We start from the raw sequence: 18,850 nt of genomic DNA on the forward strand, positions 1-18,850 counted from the left end.
GCGTCCCGCTCCCCCATCAGCAGAACGTCGACGGCGAGGTAGGCGGCGGCGCCGTAGAGGCGTGTGGAGCAGCCCTTTGCTGTTCGTGGGAGTGGGGCGCTGCGCGGCCTCCCAGAATGCCTGGTTGCCGCGGGCCAACTCGTTGGGCGACTCGGCGGGCGAACCCGCCGGCGCGGTGAACCCGTCCTGCCGGCTGTAGAGGGTGGCCGCGCGCCGGTCAGGCAGATGACCGCACCGATGAGGTGTGCTCCAGTGGTGCTCCCCAGCGGAGCGCTAGATAGTCTTGGACGTAGCGGCAACGTTCAGGGCTCTCGTCCGTCGCGTTCAGCATGGGTCCCACGGGTGGCTCGTGCTCGGATGGGACGCTCTTGAGGGACGTGACCGGCGCGTAGGAAGGACTCGAGGATGCCGACGGCGACGTGGGAACGGCTGCCCGAGTCTCGTCGCGCTGCAGTGCTCGCGGCGGCCGAGGCGGAGTTCGCCGAGCACGGGTTCTCCGCGGGCAGCCTGAACGTCGTCGCCCGCAACGCGGGCGTGTCGAAGGGCAGCCTTTTTCAGTACTTCCACGACAAAGTCGACCTCTACGCCTACCTCTCGGAGCTGGCGAGCCAGCGAATCCGGGCTGCGATGGAGGAGCAGATCCCGCACCTGCCGTGGGACAAGGGTTTCTTCGCGGCCGTCCGTGAACTGACCCGGGTCTGGGTTGCCTACTTCGATGACCACCCTCTCGATCTCGCCTTCACCGCCGCGGTCAACCTCGAACCGGAGGGCACCGCCCGGGCCGCAGTCCGGGCAGTCGCAAACCGGCACTATGTCGAGGTCCTCACGCCGTTGTTGGAGTTGGGCCGTGAGCGGGGCGAGCTGCGGGCCGACGCCGACCTGGACGCGATCCAGGCGTGGCTGCTCCTGCTGCTGCCACATCTTGCCCTCGCCCCTCATCACCCGGGGCTGGATCCCGTCCTTGGTCTCGCCTCGTCAGACCTCGCCGAACGGCAGGCCTCCATCGAGCGGTTGCTCGCCCCCTTGGAGGCGGCCTACGGGGCCTCCGGCCAGACGCGTCCGATCAGTACGGGGCCGGCGCTCGCTGAAGCCAGGTGAGCATCGCCTCCGCGGGCCGCTCCCAGCCCGCGTCGAGCATCAGGTCGTGGCCCATGCCGGGGAACTCCTTCACTTCGGCCTGGTAGCGGCGGGCCGTTGCCCGGATGCCGCCAAGGGGGACGAGGTGGTCGTTCGGGGTGGCGAGGACCAGCACGGGCGGCTTGCCGCGCGGGGGCGGCGATGGTCGATGGAACAGCATCTGGTACTGGGCCAGCGACGATTCCCGGCCGCACCGCGCTGCGAGGCGCGTCGCGTCGGCCGCGGGAAGGCCGGTGAAGAGGTAGTCGGGGCGAAGGGGCAGGCTTGCCCCCAGCATCAGGCGAAGCGCGTCGACGGGATGGCGCCGCGCGATGCAGATGAGGGACCCGACGGCTGGCTGAGCCGGGACCGGCGCGACCAGCACGGCTGCCCGGGCCGCGTAACGGGCGAGCGCCCGCTGGACCACCAGCCCTCCCATCGAATGACCGATCAGGACCACCTGGCGCGGGAACGTCGCCGCGACCCGGACCACGTCGTCGACGTAGGAGCCAAGCGTCGCCCGTCGCAGCGATCCGCCGCTTCCGGCGTGGCCCCGCAGTGACACGGCGGCGGCGGGGTAACCGGCATCCGCGGCGGCGTCGAGCCAGTGCTCCCAGCACCAGGCGCCGTGGCCGAGGCCGTGCACGAACAGCAACGGCGGGCGATTCCCGGCGTCGACCGGGGCCCGTCGGATCACCTCCAGGGTAGGCCGCCGGCCAGGGGACGGTGTTGGGGGAGCGTTGCGCGCCACAGGGCCAGACTTTACAGTGACCACCGGTCATATGACCACCGGTCACAATCGTGTGGAGGCTCGACGATGTCGTCCGTTCCGGTCCGTACGTGCATCATCGGCGCCGGTTCCTCAGGGATTGCCACCGCGAAGGTACTGCACGAGCGCGGCATCGCCTTCGACTGCTACGAGCTCTCCGACCGCGTCGGCGGGAACTGGGTGTGGGGCAACAAGAACGGTGTCTCTGCCGCGTACCGGTCGTTGCACATCAACACCTCCAGGGAACGCATGCAGTTCAGCGACTTCCCGATGCCCGACCATCTGCCCGACTTCGCACGCCACGACCAGGTCGCGGCCTACTTCGACGCCTACGTCGACCACTTCGGCTTCCGTGACCGAATCGTCTTCGGCACGGGGGTGAGCCACGTCGAGCCGTTGGCCGGCGGCGGCTTCGACGTCACCCTGACCACAGGTGAGCGTCGCCGCTACGACGCCGTCTGCGTAGCGAACGGACACCACTGGAACCCGCGCTGGCCCGAACCGGCCCTTCCCGGCTCCGACACGACGAGCATCGAACAGATTCACTCGCACAGCTACTCCAGCGAGACCCAACTCGCGGGCAAACGGGTCGTCGTCCTCGGGATGGGCAACAGCGCCATGGACATCGCCGTCGACGCCAGCTACCACGCACGAGCGACCTACCTGGCGGCCCGCAGTGGAGTGCACATCATCCCCAAGTACGTCTTCGGCCGGCCTTACGACCAGATCGCCGGCAAGGAGTGGATCCCCGGCGCGGTCCGCTGGCCGCTGGCGCGGCTGCTCTTCAAGGTGACGACCGGCCCCATGAACCGGTACGGGCTGCCGGCGCCCGACCACAAGTTCGCCCAGGCCCACCCCACGATGTCGAGCCGGATCCTGGACCGCCTGGCCCACGGCGCGATCACCCCGAAGCCCAACATCGAGCGGTTCGACCGCGACACTGTCGTGTTCACCGACGGCAGCCGGGTCGAAGCGGACCTGGTCGTTTACTGCACCGGGTACAAGCTGAGCTTCCCGTTCTTCGATCCGGCGTTCCTGGACCCCGGTGACAGCAACGACATCCGCCTCTACAAGAGGATGTTCTCCACTACCACGCCACACCTGTACTTCGTCGGACTGATCCAGCCCCTCGGCGCCATCATGCCGATCGCCGAACGCCAGTCTGAGATCATCGCCGACCACCTGCAAGGCCTCTACGCCCTCCCGGGCGGCGCCGCAATGGAGACCGAGATCAACCGCTACCGCGCCTCACTCGCGAAACGCTACGTCCGCAGCAAGCGACACACCATTCAGGTCGACTTCGACGACTACATGCGCAGCCTGCGAGTTGAGCGAGCCCGGGGCGCAGGACGAGCCCGCGGAGGCGCCGGGGACGGGCTCCCGCTGGTCGGTGAGATCCGATGAACCCGGAGCCCGGCGCGCCTGCCGACGCTCGACGATCGGATGTCACTTTCCCTGTAGGCCGAGACTCTTGCGCCGCCTGGCTCTACCGGCCCGAGACCGTCGAACGGCCACCCGTCATCGTGATGGCGCACGGCTTCGGCGCGATCCGGACACTGCGGCTCGACGCCTACGCCCAGCGCTTCGCCGACGCCGGGTACGCCGTCCTCGTCTTCGACTACCGGCACTTCGGCGACAGCACCGGCCAGCCCCGCGAGCTGCTGAGCCTGTCCCGCCAGAGGCAAGACTGGCAGGCGGCCATCGCCTACGCGCGCACGCTGCCCGGAGTCGACACGGGACGGGTCGTCGCATGGGGCTCCTCGCTGAGCGGCGGTCACGTCCTGCACACCGCGGCCCACGACCAGGACCTCGCCGCCGTCATCGCCCAGGTCCCCCACGTCTCCGGACCGCACGCCACGATCGCGATGGGAGCCCGCCACGTCACCCGCCTCGGCGTCGCAGCCGTCAAGGACCTGACACGGCAGCTCACCGGCCGCTCGCCGTACTACGTACCGTCAATCGGAGACACCGGCACCCTCGCCGTCATGCTCGACGACGACGGCATCGGGATCCTGCGACGCCTGGCCGAGGGCATGGACGTCGACAGCTTCCTACCGCATAACCGCGTCGCCGCCCGCATCCTGCTGCACATGCCGTTCAACTCGCCGGGTCTGCGCGCACACCGCATCACCGCCCCGACCCTGGTTCAGGCCGGGGAGCGAGACGAACTGACCCCCACGAAGGCGTCACGCTGGGTCGCCCGGCGCATCCCGGATTCCGTGTTCAAGACCTATCCGTGCGGCCACTTCGATCCTTACGTCGACCCTCACTTCGAGGGCGTGGTCGCCGACCAGATCGCGTTCCTCAACAGCCGCGTACCCGTGCGGCAATGAGTGCCTTCGACGGCACGGTCGCCGTCTTGGGCCCGGAGCCGGGTCATGGATCGGCCGTGCGGTGGCCATCGGGCTTAGCCGAACGGGCGCGCACGTGACGGCTACGTCCTCAGCACTACTGGGCTCGCCGCCACTACCAGCTCGTCGAACGCCGCTTCCACAAGTGGTCGCCGAGCATGGAGCGATCGAGGAGGCAGCGCAGGGCAGCCCCGCCAGCTACTGAGCATCGCCCGAAAGCACGAGGCCTGGCGCGCCGCGATCGCCCACGCGGGCGCGACCTCCACTTCACCGGCGTCGGGGCGGGCCAGCTCGCGTTCCCAAGCACTGCCTCCCGTGGCCGAGCACCACTGACGGCGTCCCTCGTCCGGGCGCCGGGCGTCCCGCGCGGATGGCGCCCGTCATCTTGGTATCCATGACGGAACCCTCGGCAGCGGGGTCGACGCGTGGCGGCGGGAGAACCCGGACCACGAGTCTGCACCGTCGCCTGTGGAGCGTGCCCCCGCGCAAGGGCCGGAAGACGAGGTCCGCCGGCTAAAGCCGCGGCCTTTCACCCGGACGCACCCGCAGCCGTGTGCTGGCGGCGATTGAGGCGCAGAAGGCGACCTACCCGATCGTGTCATTGGCGGTAACGGCCACGGTTGGTCGTGGCCGAGTACATCGAAGTGCTCTACAAACGGCAACCCTGCACTCCCGGCTGGGCTACCGCGGCCCGGCCAAAGTCCTTACCGACACTCTCAACGGGCGGCCAGCAACCAGACCAGCAACCCGAATCACAGTCCGAAGTCCTTGACACGCATCGAACAAAGGTGATCGAAGCTCTTGTCGCCCCTGCCGCGGAGGGCTAATGTGACCACTGGTCATATGACCAATGGTCACATGCCGGAAACGTTGGCGTGCAGTTGCAATGAGCCATGCCGAGGAAGCGCGTGTCTGCCCGCCGTCTCACGACTCACCCGCAGGGTTCGACGCCTCGGACGTCGAACCACCCTGCGGTCATGTCCACCACCCTCATCAACGGAGGTCACCGCATGTCCGCACGCGCTCTCACCCGCGCCGCGGCACTCGCCGTCGTCGTCGGACTCGGTCTGGCGGCACTCCCCGGAGCCACAGCCAGTGCCAGCACCGTGTCCCGGGGCATCACGATTCCCGCGTTCTACTCCCCGCCCGCCCAGTTGCCCGCCGAGAACGGGGCTCTGGTGCGCAGCGAACCGCTGTCGCTGTCGCTGTCGCTGCCGGGCCTGGACGGCAGACCCCTTCCGGGACGGGCGACCCGGATCATGTACAAGACCACCGACTCGAACAGCCAGCCCGCCGCCGTGACCGGTGCGTACATCGAGCCATCGGCGAGGTGGTCGGGTAGCGGACCGCGTCCGTTGGTCGTCGTCGCGCCGGGAACGATGGGTCAGGGCAATCAGTGTTCCGCCTCCCTGGGACTGGAGAACGTGGTCGCCTTTGGTGACAGCACCCTCTCGATCGGGGTCGAGAATCTCTCGATGTACCAACTGCTGAGTAAGGGCATCGCGGTCGCCGTCACCGACTACATCGGCCTGGGAACCACGGATCGAGTACACACCTACGTCAACCGGATCGACGAGGGCCACGCGGTGCTCGACGCCGCGCGGGCCGTACGATCCCTGCCCGGTACGTCCGTCACCGTCGATTCACCGACTGGCCTGTACGGGTTCAGCCAGGGCGGCGGGGCGGTCGGCGCGGCACTCGAGCTCCAGCCGACCTACGCGCCGGACGTCCCCGTCCGAGCGAGCTATGTGGGCGCGGCACCGGCCGACCTCGCCGCGGTCACGGCGGATATCGACGGCACCGAACTGGTCGGTGCCATCGGCTGGGCGCTGAACGGCTTCGTGCAGTCCGACCCGTCCTTGCAGCCCCTGCTGGGCAACCATCTCAACTTCATCGGCAAGGCGGTCCTCAAGGACCTCTCCACCAGGTGTATCTGGGACGCGATGTTCACCTACTCCTACCAGCGCACCAAGACCTGGACGAAGAACGGGCAGTCCGTCGCGGCGTTCCTCGCGGCCGAACCCAAGTTCCGGGCCTTCATCGAGCAGCAGCGGATCGGAACGCAGAAGCCGACCGGGATCGTGCGTGTCGCCACCGGCGTGCACGACAACCTCGTCCAGCACGCGCAGGCCCGCCAACTGGCCCTCGACTGGTGCCAGCGCGGCGGCAACGTCGTCTACGCCCCGATCTCCGGCATCAATGGCCCCAGCCCGATGCTGAACCACGTCCACTCCCTGCTCGCCGACCAAGGCACCGCGGTCACCTGGCTTAGCGACCGCCTGAACGGCACGCCCGAGGTCTCCAACTGCGCGACCGCCTCGCAGCAGCCCTGACCCCAAGGGCGCAGCGATTCCTCAGCGGTATCAAACGGTCCGAGGGTCCCGGGTCTCGACCGACGCCCGGGACCCTCGGCCGACCGAACGAACGACCCAGAGCTCGTGACGCCTCCGCAGGCGAGATCCTGGGCCAAAAGGGAGCCGGTTCGGCGTCCGAAGCATGAGCATTGTCCAATCTGGACCACTGGGAACATGCACGCCCGAATGGATTCGAACCCTAACCGTCTGTTCCGCAGACAAGTCTTGGGTTGGTACGGGTTGATACTTGTCGAGACCTGCCGCCCAGGTCAGGTCGGTTCCGGCCCATCCAATACGCCCCGTCCGTGCCCGGAAGCTCGCATGCAATCAGGTGAACTGGCGGACTTCTCGATCACGATGGAGATCTACAGCCAGGTCTCGTCCAAGACGACCCGGGAAGCCCTGCGGAGACTCGGCGAAAGCCTCGATCAATGAGCCGTTGCTGTACTTCGCTGCTGTACAAGATCAGAAATGGCCACCCGGAAGATTCCGAATGGCCTCTGACCTGCGTCGGGACGGCCGGATTCGAACCGACGACCCCTCGACCCCCAGGACGCGTCGCCACACGTCCACGCACGTCACACACGCTATCCCCAAGATCAGGCCGTGCAGTCGAGGTCGTGCCGCGCACAATCGCGCAGGCCGCGTGGTCCCCACTTGGTCCCTGAGTCGCCGACACGCCCGATGACCGCAGCACACGGTTTAGGAAGTGTGGACACTAGCGGAAGCTGCTCGGCGATGGTCTGGCTTGGCCTGCGTCGCCATGCTGGCTCGCCCGTCCAGAAGCTGACCCCCGGCGCCCTCCCAACGGGCACGCAACGGGCAAGCTGGCTAAGGCCAGCCGGACCCTCACTTCGGAAAAAAGCTGGCCATGCCCTGAGCAGAATCGCTCGCGCTTCCTTTGATGGTACGGGCAGGCTGCCGGCATGGGAGCAGGTTTCAGCGGCGAGGTGACGACGTACGAGAACTGCTCCACGTTCATCGTTGTCCTGTTTCCGATGGAGGACTGATGCTGGCTCCGCTGCGGTATGGCGCGTTCCGATACCTGGCTGCTGGCCGGCTGGTCAACATGCTGGGCAACGGTGTCGCTCCCATCGCCCTGGCGTTCGCCGTGCTCGATCTGACCGGCTCGGTACGCGACCTGGGCCTGGTGGTCGGCGCGAGATCGCTGATGACCGTGCTGTTCGTGCTCTTCGGCGGGGTGGTGGCCGACCGGATTCCGCGCCGGCTGGTGCTGGTCGGCTCCAATGTGCTGGGTGCGCTGACCCAGGCGGCGGTGGCCGCCCTGGTGCTCACCGGCACGGCGACGATCCCGCTGCTGCTGGCGCTCGGTGCGGCCAACGGCATCGTGAGCGCCCTGTCTCAGCCAGCCTCGGCCGCCGCGACGCCGCAGACCGTGCCCCCGGAGCTGATCCAGCAGGCCAACGCGCTCATCCGACTCGGCGTCAACACGGGCATGATCGGCGGTGCCGCGCTCGGCGGCCTCCTAGTGGCCGCTGTCGGGCCCGGGTGGGGCCTCGTGGTCGACGCGCTCACCTTCGCCATCGCGGCTGTCGCGTTCACGGGAGTCCGGGTCACTGCCCCGACAGCGAAGAGCACCCGCACCAGCGTCGTCGCCGACCTCCGAGAGGGCTGGACCGAGTTCACCACGCGGACCTGGGTCTGGGTGGTGGTGCTCGGCTTCATGATCCTCAACGCGGCCCTAGCCGGCGGCGTGAACGTGCTCGGTCCGGCTGTCGCGGACGAAACGATCGGCCGTGGCGGTTGGGGCGTGGTGTTGGGGGCGGAGACAGCCGGAATGGTCGTCGGCGGGTTGATCGCCCTGCGAATCCGGGTGCGCCGGCTGCTGCTGCTCGGGGTCGTCTGCATGTTCGCCGAGTCGTTCCTGCTGTTGGGGCTGGCCCTGGCGCCCACCATCGTCGTGCTGTTGTCGGCCGGAGTGGCGGTCGGCATCGCCGTCGAACAGTTCGCGGTGGCCTGGGACACGTCGATCGCGCAGCACATCCCGGTCGACCGACTTGCCCGCGTCTACTCCTACGACATGTTGGGGTCATGGGTCGCCATCCCACTCGGTCAGATCGCGGTCGGACCAGTCGCCGCAGCGATCGGCACCCGCGACACGCTGCTGATCCTGGCGACATTGGTGGTGCTCGCCGTACTCGGCATGCTGACCAGCCGGGACGTCCGCCGGCTCCAGGTGCTGGCTCCCGCCCGCGCTGCCAACGCAGCGCAGGACCCGTCACCCGACGGTGGGCTGGATGACGGCCCTGCCGCCACCGCCGCCGAACCGGTCGCCCGACCGTGCGGTTGACGCACGTCGGTCACCAGCGCGCACACCGTGTGGTCCACCTGGTCCCCAGGCGCTGACACGCTCGGCGAGCGCAGCACGCGGTAGTACTCCAGTCACTCACCTCTCTACGCAACACGCCCCATCACGGCGAGTCGTACACCACTTCCGCGGACGCAGCCTTCCGCCCGGCCAGTTGTCCATCTGCGAAAGCCAACCCAGTCGCGTACGTTCAACGCGACGCATACCACCGGCGGGGCACGTGTAGCTTGTGCCGCCGTCCCCGCGTCACCGGTCCACTACGCTGCCCTGGAGGTTCATGATGTATCCGACGGTCCACTCGTTCCGCACGTCCGGCGGCGTCATCGCGATGACGGAGGCGTGATGACGACGGTCGAGGCGGACGGCGTCACGCTCGGGGTCGAACACTTCGGCGACACGGCGGCGCCGCTCGTTCTGCTCGCGGGCGGCACGACCATGCTCTCCTGGCCCGACGCACTCTGCGAGGCGCTCGCGCGCGGCGGGCGCCACGTTGTGCGGTACGACCTGCGCGATTCCGGCACGTCGACCACCGTCGATCCCGATGCTCCGGCGTATACACTGCGCGATCTTGCAGCCGATGCCGCGGCACTCGCCCGCGAACTCGACGACCAGCCTGCGCACCTGGCGGGCATCGGCGTTGGCGGGATGGTCGCCCAGGTCGCCGCGCTCGACCACCCGGACGCGTTCTCGGCGCTCACACTCGCCGGAACGAGGCCCGTCGCTCCAGGCCCGGTCGACGACGACCTGCCTGACCACGACGCGGCGACGATGACCCGGCTGTTCTCGCGTTCGATGCCCGATTGGTCCGACCGCGCCGCGGTGGCCGAGTATGCCGCCGCAGGCGCGGAGATCCTCGGTGACGACCCCGTCGCCGCGCGCGCGACCGCCGAGCGCAGATGGGACCGCACGCCGGGCACGGAGCCCGCAGTGCAAATGGCCAACCACCTGGGCATGGTGTTCGCCAAGCTCGACTGCAAGCCGCGCTGGCGCGAGCGCCTGTCCGAGCTCGCGATCCCGTCGCTGGTGGTGCATGGTCACCGCGACCCGTTCTTCCCTGTCGGCAACGGCGAAGCGCTCGCGCGCGAGATCCCCGGTGCGCGGCTGCTCGTGCTCGAACGGGCCTCGACGGCGATCCCCGATGCGGCCGCCGAGAAGGTCGCGGCGGCGATGCTCGCGCTCTAGCAGCGGAAACGCCTCTCGGTATCTCTCACCACTCCCTCGCCGTCCGGGTCATCTTGCGGACCTGGCCTCGCTTGCGGATCTATGAGGAGGGTCGGGGTTCGGGGCGGAGCTCCGAGGTCTTCGAGTCCTGGTCGTCTCCAAGCCTGGCCGGCCGGCCCGGCCAATGCCGGCCGGAGGTCGCCAGCAGGCCGGGGCCGGGCCGGCGCGGTCGCTTTGCGGGCCGCTTGATATCGAGAGCGAACATTCCGGCAGGTGACCCGAGTAGCCATCTGAAACTGACCAGCGGTCAAGCAGCGCTAGCCAGCTTCAACTTGACTGATCTTGGTCACCAGAACGGCGAAAGGGCCGACCCGATGTCCGGATCAGCCCTCTGACCTGCGTCGGGACGGCCGGATTCGAACCGACGACCCCTTGACCCCCAGTCAAGTGCGCTACCAAGCTGCGCCACGTCCCGCCCTCGCAGGGTTTCCCCTGCGACAGCCGGTACAGCTTAGCGCAGCTGTTCTCCCCAGTCCGCACAGGCCCCACCCGGGTTGTGTGCGGCGGGAACCACCGCACACCCCCTAGAGCTCCTAGGAGGGTGGGGTAAAGAGAAGCCGGGTGGGCCGATCGCGGCCCACCCGGCTTATCAGGCGTGACAGGTCAGCCGTGCGCCTTGCCTCGGCCGCCGGGGCCGAGCTTCTTGCGCGGGCGGACGGAGATCTCGATGGGGCTGCCCTCGTACCCGAACTCCTCGCGGAGCTTGCGCTCGACGAACCGCTGGTATCCGGCGTCGAGTGGGCCGGTGGTGAAGAGCACGAACCGCGGCGGCGCAACGCCCGCCTGGGTGGCGAACAGGATGCGCGGTGCGCGCCCACCGCGCACCGGGTGCGGTGTGGCCTGCACCAGGGCGGTCAGCCACTGGTTGAGCTGCGCGGTGGGCACCCGGGTTTCCCAGCTGGCCAGGGCCTTGTTGAGGGCCGGGGCGAGCTTGTCCACCGCGCGGCCGGTCATCGCCGACAGGTTGAGCCGGATCGCCCAGGGGATGCGGCGCAGCTCCCGGTCGATCTCCTTGTCGAGGTAGTAGCGGCGGTCCGCGTCGACCAGGTCCCACTTGTTGAACGCGATGACCAGAGCCCGGCCTGCCTCGGTCACCATCGTCAGGATCCGCTGGTCCTGCTCGCTGATCGGCTCGCTGGCGTCGAGAAGCACCACTGCCACCTCGGCGGCCTCGATGGCGCCTGCGGTGCGCAGGCTGGCGTAGTACTCGGTGCCGCTGGCCTTGCCGACCCGCTTGCGCAGGCCTGCCGTGTCGACCAGCTGCCAGGTCTGGCCGCCGATCTCGACCAGGCTGTCGACCGGGTCCACTGTGGTGCCGGCTACCGAGTCGACGACCGCCCGCTCCTCGCCGGAGAACCGGTTGAGCAGGCTGGACTTGCCGACGTTGGGCCGGCCGACGAGCGCGACCCGGCGGGGCCCGCGCGGCCGGTTTTCGACGATCGCCGGGGCCTCCGGCAGCGCCGCGAGGATGGCGTCCAACAGGTCGCCGGAGCCACGCCCGTGCAGGGCGGACACCGGGAACGGCTCGCCGAGGCCGAGCGACCACAGCGACGTGGCCTCCATCTCGATGGAGGTGTTGTCGGCCTTGTTCGCCACCAGGATCACCGGCTTGGCGCTGCGCCGCAGCATCTTCACCGCGGCCTCGTCCACGTCGGTGGAGCCGACCATGGCGTCGACCACGAAGAGCACCACGTCGGCGGTGACGACGGCCGTCTCGGCCTGCGCCGCAATGGCCGCCGCGCGATCCTTCGCGTCCGGCTCCCAGCCGCCGGTGTCCACCACCGTGAACGACCTGCCGTTCCACTGCGCGTCGTACGGGACCCGGTCCCGGGTCACCCCGGGCACGTCCTCGACGACCGCCTGCCGGCGGCCGATGATCCGGTTGACCAGAGTGGACTTACCCACGTTGGGGCGGCCGACCACGGCCACCACCGGCTGCGGGCCGGTCGGTTCCTCGACGGCGACGTCGGGCTCCCGCAACTCGACCCAACCGCCACCATCACTACTCATGCCACACCCCGCTCGGCGAGCAGGTCACGCAGTCGCGCGACGACCTCGTCGATGCCCAGCTCGGTGGTGTCCAGCACGACGGCGTCCGGCGCCTGGGCGAGCGGGTTCACCTTGCGGGTCGAGTCGAGCAGGTCCCGGCGGGCCAGGTCGGCGGCCGTGGCCGCCACGTCGGCGGCGTCCTCGGCGCTGCGCCGGGCCGCGCGGGCGGCCTCGGACGCGGTCAGGAAGACCTTCAGGTCGGCGTCCGGCGCCACGACCGAGCCGATGTCGCGACCCTCGACCACCATCCGACCAGCGTCGACGATCATTTCGCGTTGGCGGGCGACCAGCAGCTCGCGGACCGCCGGCACGGCGGCGACGGCGGAGACCGCCCCGGTCACCTCCGGGCCCCTGATGTCGGCGTCCACGCCCACCCCGTCGATGGTCACGGCGTACCCCTGCGGGTGGGTGCCGATGCGCAGGTTGACCTCGCCGGCGACCTTCGCCACCGACGCGGCGTCGGCGAGATCCACGCCGGAGCGCAGCACAGCCCACGTGATCGCCCGGTACATCGCCCCGGTGTCCAGGTAGCGCGCACCGATGCTCGCGGCGAGCCGCCGCGACACGGTGGACTTACCCGAACCGGACGGCCCGTCCACAGCGACCACACATCGCCCGGCCCGTACGTTTTCCTCCACCGTGTCCTCCTCAGCCCGTACCTCACGGATCGCCCGGTGATCTGGCGCCGCAAGCGGTTGTCAATCGTCATCAATCATGCCCGGGTGCGCTAACGAACCCGCGCGCGACGCCGCCGGAGGCGACCCACGCCACCCGGGCGGCCGCGTTCCGGCCATCGGTGGAGCCTACCGGCTGCCGTACCCCGAACTCCGGGGTCAGTCACCCACCGCGTTGAACAGGGCCGCGACCTCCGCGTTGGTCAAGCGTCGGATCCGCCCCGTGCGCAGGTCACCGAGCCGGATGGGACCGATCGAGGTACGCACCAGCCGGGTGACCGGGTGACCGACCTCCTCCATCAACCGCCGGACGATGTGCTTGCGCCCCTCGTGCAGGCTCAGCTCCACCTGGGCGCTTTTACCCAGGGTGTCCACCACCCTGAACGAGTCGACAGTGACCGGCCCGTCCTCCAGCTCGACACCGGCCAGCAGCCGCTTGCTCAGGTTGCGCGGGATCGGCCCGACCACCTCGGCCAGGTAGGTCTTCAGCACCTGGTACGAGGGGTGCATGAGCTTGTGCGCGAGAGTGCCGTCGTTGGTGAGCAGCAGCAGGCCCTCGCTGTCCGCGTCGAGCCGCCCGACGTGGTAGACCCGCTGCTCCAGCCGGGCACCGATGAAGTCGGACAGCTCGTTGCGTCCCTTTTCGTCCGCCATGGTGGTGACCACCCCGCGCGGCTTGTTCATCGCCACGTAGACCAGGCGGACGTCGACCTGGAGGCGCTCGCCGTCCACGTGGATCACCGCGGTGGCCGGGTCGACCTTGTCGCCGAGCTTGGCGACCCGCCCGTCCACGGTGACCCGGCGCCGGAAGATCAGGTCCTCGCAGGCACGCCGGGAGCCCACGCCGGCGGCGGCGAGCACCTTCTGCAGGCGCTCGGCACCCTCGTAGACGGGGGCGTCGGGTTTCGGGGAACGGTTATCGGGTCGCATCGGCAAGCTCTTCTACGTCGTCGGGCAGGAAAGGGGCGAGCGGTGGTAGTTCGTCGACGGTGTTCAGCCCGAGCTTCTCCAGGAACAGCGTGGTCGTCCGGTACAGGAACGCCCCGCTGTCCGTTTCGGTGCCGCACTCCTCGACCAGGCCGCGGGTCACAAGCGTACGGATGACCCCGTCGCAGTTGACACCACGGATGGCCGAGATGCGCGACCGCGTCACCGGCTGCTTGTACGCGACGACGGCGAGGGTTTCCAACGCCGCCTGGGTCAGCCGGACGGACTGCCCGTCCAACACGAACCGCTCGACGTACGTAGCGTATTCCGGCCGGGTGTACAGCCGCCAACCGCCGGCCGCCCGGCGCAGCTCGAACCCGTGCCCGGCGGCCGTGTAGCCGGCGGCGATCTCGTCGAGCACCGGCCCGATCCGCTCGGCCGGCTGCTCCAGCACCTGGGCCAGGACCAGCTCGCTGACCGGCTCGTCGACCACCAGCAGGATTGCCTCCAGCGCGCCGCGCAGCTCACCGTCGGACAGCTCCGGCGCGGGCTCCGGCGCGGCCGTCACCCGCCGCCGTCCTCCAACCGCCCGAGGAGGTACGCCGGCGCGCCCCGCCTCCCCCGCCTCGCCGGTCGCGTCTGCCCCTCGGGTCTCGGCGGCCTCTTCGTCGGCCGAGACGGTCTCGGCGGCCTCGGCCGGGGCGGCGGCGGACGGGACGGGAGTGGCGGGGTCGGGCTGGCGGGGGCGTTCCCACGGGGGGACCCAGGCGGCAGCCTGGTCGGCAAGCGAGTCCCGGCGTTCCTCGTCACTCATCCCGCTCATCCTCCGTCGTTCCCGTCCCGTCCGGCCCCCCGGCCACGTCGGCCGACTCCGACCCGGCCGACTCCGACGTCGTCGACTCCGGTTGTGGCGCTCCGGCGGGCTCCGGGTCGGCAGGGGTACCGGCGTACTCGTCGACGTGCAGTTCGGTGTCGCCGTCGGCGGGGCCGGTCCAGCGCACCGTCAGCTCCTCCAGTGCCTGCTCCTGCACGAAGGCCACCAGACCCTCCCGGTACAGCTCCAGCAGCGCGAGGAACCGGGCCACCACCTCCAGGGTGGCCTCGCAGTCGGCGCAGAGCAGCGAGAACGTGGCCGTGCCGGCGCGGCGCAGGCGGTTGGCGAGGATCGCCGCGTGCTCCCGGACACTGACCCGGACCATGTGCACGTGGGCGATGGAGACCTCCGGCACCGGCTTCGGGGTCATCGCCTTCACGGCCAGCTTCAACAGCCGCTGTGGGCCGATGCCGAGCACCAGGTCGGGCAGGGCTTCGGCGTACCGGGGTTCCAGGCTGACCGCCCGTGGATAGCGGCGACCGCCGACCGCCTCCAGCTCGGCGATGTGCGCGGCCGCCTCCTTGTACGCCTTGTACTGCAACAGGCGGGCGAAGAGCAGGTCCCGTGCCTCCAGCAGGGCGAGGTCCTCCTCGTCCTCCACGTCGGCGGCGGGCAGCAGCCGGGCGGCCTTCAGGTCGAGCAGGGTCGCGGCGATCAGCAGGAACTCGCTGGCCTCGTCGAGGTCCCAGTCGTCGCCCATGGCCCGGATGTACGCGATGAACTCGTCGGTGACCGTGTGCAGGGCCACCTCGGTCACGTCGAGCTTGTGCTTGCCGATCAGTTGCAGCAGCAGGTCGAACGGGCCGGTGAAGTTGGCCAGCCGCACCGTGAACCCGGCGGGCGACACACCGTCGACCACGGCCGGAGCAGCGGTCTCGGGCGGGTCGAGGGGTGGCGCGGTCACCGCACGACCGTAGTGCACGCGACGGACACCGGGCGTTCCGGCTACCGCTCCGACTGGGCGGCGATCACCTCGCGGGCCAGCTGACGGTAGTTGCGTGCCCCGGAGGACGCCGGGTCCATCGTCGTGATGGGGGCGCCGGCCACGGTGGACTCGGGGAACTTCACAGTCTTGGTGATGACCGTCTGGTAGACCTTGTCGCCGAACGCCTCCACCACCCGCTGCAACACCTGGCGGCAGTGGGTGGTGCGGCTGTCGTACATGGTGGCGAGGATGCCTTCGAGTTCCAGGTCGAAGTTGAGCCGCTCACGCACCTTGTCGATGGTGTCCAGCAGAAGCGCCACACCACGCAGGCTGAAGAACTCGCACTCGAGCGGGATGAGCACGCCGTGCGCGACGGTCAGCGCGTTGATCGCCAGCAGACCGAGGGACGGCTGGCAGTCGATCAGGATGTAGTCGTACTCCTTGCGAACCGAGCGCAGGACCCGGGCCAGGGCCATCTCGCGGGCGACCTCGTTGACGAGCTGGATCTCGGCGGCGGAGAGGTCGATGTTGGCAGGCAGCAGGTGCAGGCCCGCCACGTCGGTCTTGATGAGGACGTCCTCGGCGGTCACGTCGTCCTGCATGAGCAGGTTGTAGACGGACAGGTCGAGGTTGTGCGGGTTGACCCCCAGGCCCACCGACAGCGCGCCCTGCGGGTCGAAGTCGACGAGCAGCACCTTGCGGCCGTACTCGGCCAGGGCGGCGCCCAGGTTGATGGTGGTGGTCGTCTTGCCGACGCCACCCTTCTGGTTGGCCATCGCGATGATGCGCGCCGGGCCGTGCCGATCGGTAGGCATCGGCTCGGGGATGGGCTTGCGCATCGTGTAGGCAGCCGGATCCGCCGGACCGAGGTCCGCACCGAGCGTGGCCTGCTGCTCGCGGAGCTCCGACGTCCAGGTCTCGGCACGGTCACCGTTGCCAGCCATGTCCTCGTTGCCCCCTCCCGACGACCCACCCGGCGTCGGAGCCGTCCGACGTCCTTCGCGGCGCCGCTGCGCACCCCGGTCGTGTCGCCCCAGGAGGTCCGCGCCGATGCCGACTGTACGCCACCGACCAGCAGGGGGTTCGGCACCGGCCCGGCGTGTCGGGACCGACCGCGACCGGTGGCCTCAGCCCCGGGCGCGCGGGTGGGCCGTGGCGTACACCTCGCGCAGCCGTTCGACGGTGACGAGCGTGTAGACCTGGGTGGTGGTGACCGAGGCGTGGCCGAGCAGTTCCTGGACCACCCGTACGTCGGCGCCGCCGTCGAGCAGGTGGGTGGCGTACGAGTGGCGCAGGGTGTGCGGGGACACCGCAGCGGGTCCGTCGACCGGCAGTCCGGCGTGGGCGGCGGCCCGGCGCAGGATCATCCAGGCGCCCTGGCGCGACAGCGCGCCGCCCCGGGCGTTGAGGAACACCGCGGGGGTGCCCCGGCCCGCCGCGGCCAGCCCGGGGCGGGCCCGCACCAGGTAGGCGCGCACCGCCTCGACGGCGTACCCGCCGATCGGCACCAGCCGCACCCGGCCGCCCTTGCCGCGCAGCAGCGCGGTGCCCTCGTCGACGTCCAGGTCGTCGACCGCGGCGCCCACCGCCTCGGAGATGCGCGCGCCGGTGCCGTACAGGAACTCCAGCAGCGCCCTGTCGCGCAGCGTGAGCGGCGCGTCGTCGCCTGTCGCGGTGACCGCGCCGGCGGCCTCCAGCAGCCGGACCACGTCGTCGACAGGCAGGGCGCGGGGCAGCCGACGCGGTGGGGTGGGTGGACGCACGTCGCGGCTCGGGTCGACGCCGGTCAGGCCCTCGCGCAGCGCGAAGCGGTGCAGGCCGCGTACCGCGCTGGCGGCGCGGGCGGCGGAGGAGACCGCCAGGGGCGGGTGCTCGTCGTCGCCGGCGCGCAGCCGGGCCAGGTGCGATTCGACGACGCCGGCGCCGACCGACGCGAGGTCGGCGACGCCGGCGTCGGCGAGGGTCGCGAGGTAGCGGTCCAGGTCCCGGCGGTACGACGCCAGGGTGTTCGCGGACAGGCCGCGTTCGACGGTGAGGTGGTCGAGGTACGCGCGCACGGCGCGACGCAGCGCCGGCGCGGACCGCTCGTCCGCGCCGGCGCTGGCCGTGATGCCGGTCAGCCCGCCACCGCTCAGTTCAGCGCGTCGGCCAGCGGGAGCACGTCCATGCCGTGCGCCTCGGCGACCGGGCCGTAGGTGACCCGGCCGGCGTGGGTGTTCAGGCCCAGCGCGAGGGCCGGGTCGCTGCGCAGCGCCTCGCGCCAGCCCTGGTTGGCCAGTTCCAGGGCGTACGGCAGGGTGACGTTCGTCAGCGCATACGTGCTGGTGTTGGGCACCGCGCCGGGCATGTTCGCGACGCAGTAGAAGATCGACTCGTGCACCTTGTAGACCGGGTCGGCGTGCGTGGTGGGACGCGAGTCCTCGAAGCAGCCGCCCTGGTCGATGGCAATGTCGACGAGCACGCTGCCCGGCTTCATCCGGGAGACCAGCTCGTTGGAGATCAGCGTCGGGGCCTTCGCGCCGGGCACCAGCACCGCGCCGATGACCAGGTCGGCGTCGAGCACCGCCCGCTCGACCTCGTACGCGTTGGACGCGACGGTTTGCAGGTGGCCCCGGTAGATGGCGTCGGCCTGGCGCAGCCGGGCGACGTTCTTGTCCAGCAGCAGCACCTCGGACTGCAGACCGAGCGCGATGGCGGCGGCGTTCATGCCGGAGACGCCCGCGCCGATGACGACGGTCTTGGCCGCGTACACGCCGGAGACGCCGCCGGGCAGCACACCGCGCCCACCGCCGGTACGCATCATGTAGAAGGCGCCCACCTGCGGGGCGAGCCGGCCGGCGACCTCGGACATCGGGGCGAGCAGCGGCAGCGACCGGTCGGGCAGCTCGACGGTCTCGTACGCGATGCCGGTGACCTTGCGGTCGATGAGCGCGTCGGTGCACTCCTTCGAAGCGGCCAGGTGCAGGTAGGTGAAGAGCACCTGCCCCTCGCGCATCCGGTGGTACTCCTCGGCGATCGGCTCCTTGACCTTGAGCACCAGCTCGGCGGTCTCCCACACCTCGTCGGCGGTGGCGAGGATCTTCGCGCCGGCGGCGGCGAACTCCTCGTCGGTGATGCTGGAGCCGACCCCGGCGCCGGACTCGACGAAGACCTGGTGGCCGCTGCGGGTGAACTCGTTGACACCCGCTGGCGTGATCGCCACGCGGTACTCGTGGTTCTTGACCTCGCGTGGGATTCCGACCTTCACGATGCAGACACCTC

Annotated in this window: 15 protein-coding genes and 1 tRNA gene; 6 read left to right on the plus strand and 10 right to left on the minus strand. The window is 70.1% G+C overall.

Features of this window, described 5'->3' with window-relative positions; translation table 11 throughout:
- Positions 1-405 precede the first annotated feature (405 nt).
- Positions 406-1,098 carry a TetR/AcrR family transcriptional regulator gene (locus tag ACFY1S_RS25675; protein ID WP_364375964.1) on the plus strand — a complete coding sequence of 231 codons (693 nt, stop codon included), beginning with the start codon at positions 406-408 and terminating at the stop codon, positions 1,096-1,098.
- On the opposite strand, the gene ACFY1S_RS25680 is transcribed toward ACFY1S_RS25675, so the two are convergent.
- Positions 1,064-1,867, minus strand: coding sequence for an alpha/beta hydrolase (locus tag ACFY1S_RS25680; protein WP_387122907.1), 804 nt, complete (start codon positions 1,865-1,867; stop codon positions 1,064-1,066). The two genes, ACFY1S_RS25675 and ACFY1S_RS25680, sit on opposite strands and share 35 nt — an antisense overlap.
- A gap of 66 nt (positions 1,868-1,933) precedes the next feature.
- Between ACFY1S_RS25680 and ACFY1S_RS25685 the strand changes: the two genes are divergently transcribed.
- The 5 genes from ACFY1S_RS25685 (at position 1,934) to ACFY1S_RS25705 (ending at position 10,101) form a co-directional block, all read left to right on the plus strand.
- Positions 1,934-3,289, plus strand: coding sequence for a flavin-containing monooxygenase (locus tag ACFY1S_RS25685; protein ID WP_387122910.1), 1,356 nt, complete (start codon positions 1,934-1,936; stop codon positions 3,287-3,289).
- A complete protein-coding gene (locus ACFY1S_RS25690) occupies positions 3,286-4,218 on the plus strand; it encodes an alpha/beta hydrolase (RefSeq protein ID WP_387122913.1) in 933 nt (310 codons plus the stop codon). The genes ACFY1S_RS25685 and ACFY1S_RS25690 overlap by 4 nt, the downstream gene beginning before the upstream one ends.
- A 1,196-nt stretch (positions 4,219-5,414) precedes the next feature.
- The gene (locus tag ACFY1S_RS25695; protein WP_387122916.1) at positions 5,415-6,569 is read left to right on the plus strand and encodes a lipase family protein; all 1,155 of its coding nucleotides are present in this window, start codon (positions 5,415-5,417) and stop codon (positions 6,567-6,569) included.
- A 1,030-nt stretch (positions 6,570-7,599) separates the two neighbouring features.
- Positions 7,600-8,901 (plus strand): MFS transporter, encoded by a 1,302-nt coding sequence (locus tag ACFY1S_RS25700; protein WP_387122919.1) that lies wholly within the window; start codon positions 7,600-7,602, stop codon positions 8,899-8,901.
- 360 nt (positions 8,902-9,261) lie between these two features.
- Entirely contained in the window at positions 9,262-10,101 is an 840-nt protein-coding gene (locus tag ACFY1S_RS25705) for an alpha/beta fold hydrolase (protein ID WP_387122922.1), read from the plus strand.
- A 380-nt stretch (positions 10,102-10,481) separates the two neighbouring features.
- On the opposite strand, the gene ACFY1S_RS25710 is transcribed toward ACFY1S_RS25705, so the two are convergent.
- From ACFY1S_RS25710 to ald, 9 genes are all read right to left on the minus strand, one after another.
- Positions 10,482-10,555 (minus strand) — tRNA-Pro (locus ACFY1S_RS25710).
- Positions 10,556-10,743: 188 nt separating this feature from the next.
- The gene (gene der, locus ACFY1S_RS25715; RefSeq protein ID WP_387122924.1) at positions 10,744-12,150 is read right to left on the minus strand and encodes a ribosome biogenesis GTPase Der; all 1,407 of its coding nucleotides are present in this window, start codon (positions 12,148-12,150) and stop codon (positions 10,744-10,746) included.
- Positions 12,147-12,827: a (d)CMP kinase gene (gene cmk / locus ACFY1S_RS25720; RefSeq protein ID WP_387122927.1), complete on the minus strand. Its 681-nt coding sequence runs from the start codon at positions 12,825-12,827 to the stop codon at positions 12,147-12,149. The genes der and cmk overlap by 4 nt, the downstream gene beginning before the upstream one ends.
- Positions 12,828-13,022: 195 nt before the next feature.
- A complete protein-coding gene (locus tag ACFY1S_RS25725; protein ID WP_387122930.1) occupies positions 13,023-13,793 on the minus strand; it encodes a pseudouridine synthase in 771 nt (256 codons plus the stop codon).
- Positions 13,780-14,604 carry an SMC-Scp complex subunit ScpB gene (gene scpB, locus ACFY1S_RS25730; protein WP_387122933.1) on the minus strand — a complete coding sequence of 275 codons (825 nt, stop codon included), beginning with the start codon at positions 14,602-14,604 and terminating at the stop codon, positions 13,780-13,782. The genes ACFY1S_RS25725 and scpB overlap by 14 nt, the downstream gene beginning before the upstream one ends.
- Complete coding sequence (locus tag ACFY1S_RS25735; RefSeq protein ID WP_387122935.1) at positions 14,597-15,568, minus strand: segregation and condensation protein A; 972 nt, start codon at positions 15,566-15,568, stop codon at positions 14,597-14,599. Before ACFY1S_RS25735 ends, scpB begins: the two co-directional genes overlap by 8 nt.
- 41 nt (positions 15,569-15,609) lie before the next feature.
- A complete protein-coding gene (locus tag ACFY1S_RS25740) occupies positions 15,610-16,533 on the minus strand; it encodes a ParA family protein (RefSeq protein WP_088990243.1) in 924 nt (307 codons plus the stop codon).
- Positions 16,534-16,716: 183 nt separating this feature from the next.
- On the minus strand, positions 16,717-17,700 hold the full coding sequence (locus ACFY1S_RS25745; RefSeq protein WP_387122979.1) for a site-specific tyrosine recombinase XerD: 984 nt from the start codon (positions 17,698-17,700) through the stop codon (positions 16,717-16,719).
- A gap of 20 nt (positions 17,701-17,720) precedes the next feature.
- Entirely contained in the window at positions 17,721-18,836 is a 1,116-nt protein-coding gene (gene ald / locus ACFY1S_RS25750; protein WP_387122937.1) for an alanine dehydrogenase, read from the minus strand.
- Between the last annotated feature and the right edge of the window lie 14 nt (positions 18,837-18,850).

This window comes from Micromonospora sp. NPDC000663 (assembly GCF_042898105.1).
GTDB lineage: Bacteria > Actinomycetota > Actinomycetes > Mycobacteriales > Micromonosporaceae > Micromonospora.

Excerpts from the sequence above, each read along its gene's own strand:
- ACFY1S_RS25675 (WP_364375964.1), top strand. The coding sequence starts at position 406 with ATGCCGACGGCGACGTGGGAACGGCTGCCCGAGTCTCGTCGCGCTGCA.
- ACFY1S_RS25685 (WP_387122910.1), top strand. The coding sequence starts at position 1,934 with ATGTCGTCCGTTCCGGTCCGTACGTGCATCATCGGCGCCGGTTCCTCA.
- ACFY1S_RS25690 (WP_387122913.1), top strand. The coding sequence starts at position 3,286 with ATGAACCCGGAGCCCGGCGCGCCTGCCGACGCTCGACGATCGGATGTC.
- ACFY1S_RS25700 (WP_387122919.1), top strand. The coding sequence starts at position 7,600 with ATGCTGGCTCCGCTGCGGTATGGCGCGTTCCGATACCTGGCTGCTGGC.
- ACFY1S_RS25705 (WP_387122922.1), top strand. The coding sequence starts at position 9,262 with ATGACGACGGTCGAGGCGGACGGCGTCACGCTCGGGGTCGAACACTTC.
- der (WP_387122924.1), bottom strand. The coding sequence starts at position 12,150 with ATGAGTAGTGATGGTGGCGGTTGGGTCGAGTTGCGGGAGCCCGACGTC.
- ACFY1S_RS25725 (WP_387122930.1), bottom strand. The coding sequence starts at position 13,793 with ATGCGACCCGATAACCGTTCCCCGAAACCCGACGCCCCCGTCTACGAG.
- scpB (WP_387122933.1), bottom strand. The coding sequence starts at position 14,604 with ATGAGTGACGAGGAACGCCGGGACTCGCTTGCCGACCAGGCTGCCGCC.
- ACFY1S_RS25740 (WP_088990243.1), bottom strand. The coding sequence starts at position 16,533 with ATGGCTGGCAACGGTGACCGTGCCGAGACCTGGACGTCGGAGCTCCGC.